The following is a 2140-nucleotide window of genomic DNA, read 5'->3' as shown; positions in this document are numbered from 1 at the left end:
GCCGCGTGCGGCACGCTCGCCGTCGCCACCGGCGCCCGCCCCGAGCTCGCCGCCTGGCTGCTGCTCACCCCGCTCGCCGTGCTGCTGGCCACGGTCGACTTCGCCGTGCACCGGCTGCCGGACGTGCTGACCTTCCCGCTCGCCGGGCTCGCGCTCGCCGCGCTGGGCGGCGCCGCGCTGCTCCCGGAGGCGGGCGGCTCGTGGCGCGGTGCGCTGCTCGGCGCGCTCGGCCTGGCCGCCGGATACCTCCTCCTCCTGCTCGCCTACCCCAGGGGCATGGGGTTCGGTGACGTGAAACTGGCCCTCGGCCTCGGCGCGGCGCTCGGCTGGTACGGGTGGGGCGTGCTCTTCGTCGGGGCCTTCGCCGGGGTGGTGTTCAACGGCGTGTACGCGCTCGGGCTCGTCGCCGCCCGGCGCGCGGGGCGCGGCACGGAGATCCCGTACGGCCCGTTCATGATCGCCGGTGCCTGGGTGGGGGTTCTGCTGGGGGCCGCGGCCCGCTGACGTACGCTGAGATTTCAGCTCTACACCTCCGAAAGGGGCACGCCCGGTGACCGAGAAGGCCGCGCTGCAGTCCGTCCTCGACCGCGCCGCCGACGGCGGGCGCATCACCCCGGAAGAAGCCGTCGCCCTCTACCGCGACGCCCCGCTGCACGCCCTCGGAGCGGCCGCCGACACCATCCGCCGCCGCGAGTACGCGGGTATCGACCACATCGCCACGTACATCATCGAGCGGAACATCAACTACACGAACGTGTGCGTGACGGCGTGCAAGTTCTGTGCCTTCTACGCGGCCCCGAAGGACACGGCCAAGGGCTGGACCCGCGACCTCGACGACATCCTGCGCCGCTGCGCCGAGACCGTCGAACTGGGCGGCACACAGATCATGTTCCAGGGCGGCCACCACCCGGACTACGGGGTGGAGTACTACGAGAAGCACTTCGCGGCCATCAAGAAGGAGTTCCCGCAGCTCGTCATCCACAGCCTGGGCGCGAGCGAGGTCGAGCACATGGCGCGGATCAGCGGGGTTTCGGTGGAGGAGGCGATCCAGCGCATCCACGCCGCCGGACTCGACTCCTTCGCGGGCGCCGGCGCGGAGCTGCTGCCGGAGCGGCCGCGCAAGGCGATCGCCCCGCTGAAGGAGTCCGGCGAGCGCTGGCTGGAGATCATGGAGGCGGCGCACCGGCTGGGCGTCGAGTCCACGTCGACGATGCTGATGGGCACCGGCGAGACCAACGCCGAGCGCATCGAGCACCTGCGCATGATCCGCGACGTACAGGACCGGACGGGCGGCTTCCGGGCCTTCATCCCGTACACCTACCAGCCCGAGAACAACCACCTCAAGGGCCGCACGCAGGCCACGATCTTCGAGTACCTGCGGATGATCGCGATCGCCCGGATCTTCCTCGACAACGTTCGGCACATCCAGGGCTCCTGGCTGACCACGGGCAAGGAGGCCGGTCAGCTGTCGCTGCACTACGGCGCCGACGACCTCGGCTCGATCATGCTGGAGGAGAACGTCGTCTCCTCGGCCGGTGCCAGGCACCGCTCCAACCGGATGGAGATCATCGAGCTGATCAGGAAGGCGGGGCGCGTCCCGGCCCAGCGGGCGACGACGTACGAGCACCTGGTCGTGCACGACGACCCGGCGAACGACCCGGTCGACGACCGTGTCGTCTCGCACATCTCGTCGATCGCGATCGAGGGCGGCACCGCGCACCCCGAGCTGAAGCTCGTCTCGGCGGACTAGCGCGTCCGTGCTGACCCTTCACACCGCCGAGGCGTCCCCCGAGTTGTCCGTCCTCGTCGAGGGCGACCGGATCGCGGCGCTCGGCCCGTACGAGGAACTGGCCACGGCCCACCCGTCCGCGCGGGTGCGCCGGTGGCCCGGCATCCTCACGCCGGGCCTGCTCAACCCGTACGGTCCGGAGATCCTTGAGCACACCTACCACCCGGATCCGCGCGAGGCCGACACGTACGGAACCGCTCCGATCGGCGGCGAGCGGGCCCGGGAGATCTTCCGCGCGAACCCGTCGCTGCTCGGCCCGAGCGCCCGGCGCGGTGTGCAGCGGCTGCTCGCCCACGGCACGGTGGCCGTGGCGGGGGAGCTGCGGGCGGCGCCGGCCCTTGAGGCGGCCCG

The 2140-nt window shown here is 71.9% G+C and carries 3 protein-coding genes; all 3 read left to right on the top strand.

Annotation, left to right across the window (positions count from 1 at the left end; genetic code table 11):
* Nucleotides 1-504 (top strand): prepilin peptidase (locus OFY01_RS16140; RefSeq protein ID WP_266600476.1); only part of this gene is annotated, 504 nt, incomplete at its 5' end.
* 46 nt (nucleotides 505-550) lie between these two features.
* Entirely contained in the window at nucleotides 551-1750 is a 1200-nt protein-coding gene (mqnC, locus tag OFY01_RS16135) for a cyclic dehypoxanthinyl futalosine synthase (protein WP_266600474.1), read from the top strand.
* Between the two features lie 7 nt (nucleotides 1751-1757).
* Nucleotides 1758-2140 (top strand): imidazolonepropionase-like domain-containing protein (locus OFY01_RS16130; protein ID WP_407700356.1); only part of this gene is annotated, 383 nt, incomplete at its 3' end.

It is taken from the genome of Streptomyces beihaiensis (genome assembly GCF_026274175.1).
Taxonomy (GTDB): Bacteria; Actinomycetota; Actinomycetes; order Streptomycetales; family Streptomycetaceae; genus Streptomyces; species Streptomyces beihaiensis.
The sequence above is the reverse complement of the archived record's forward strand: the minus strand, read 5'-3'. Positions and strand labels throughout refer to the sequence as shown.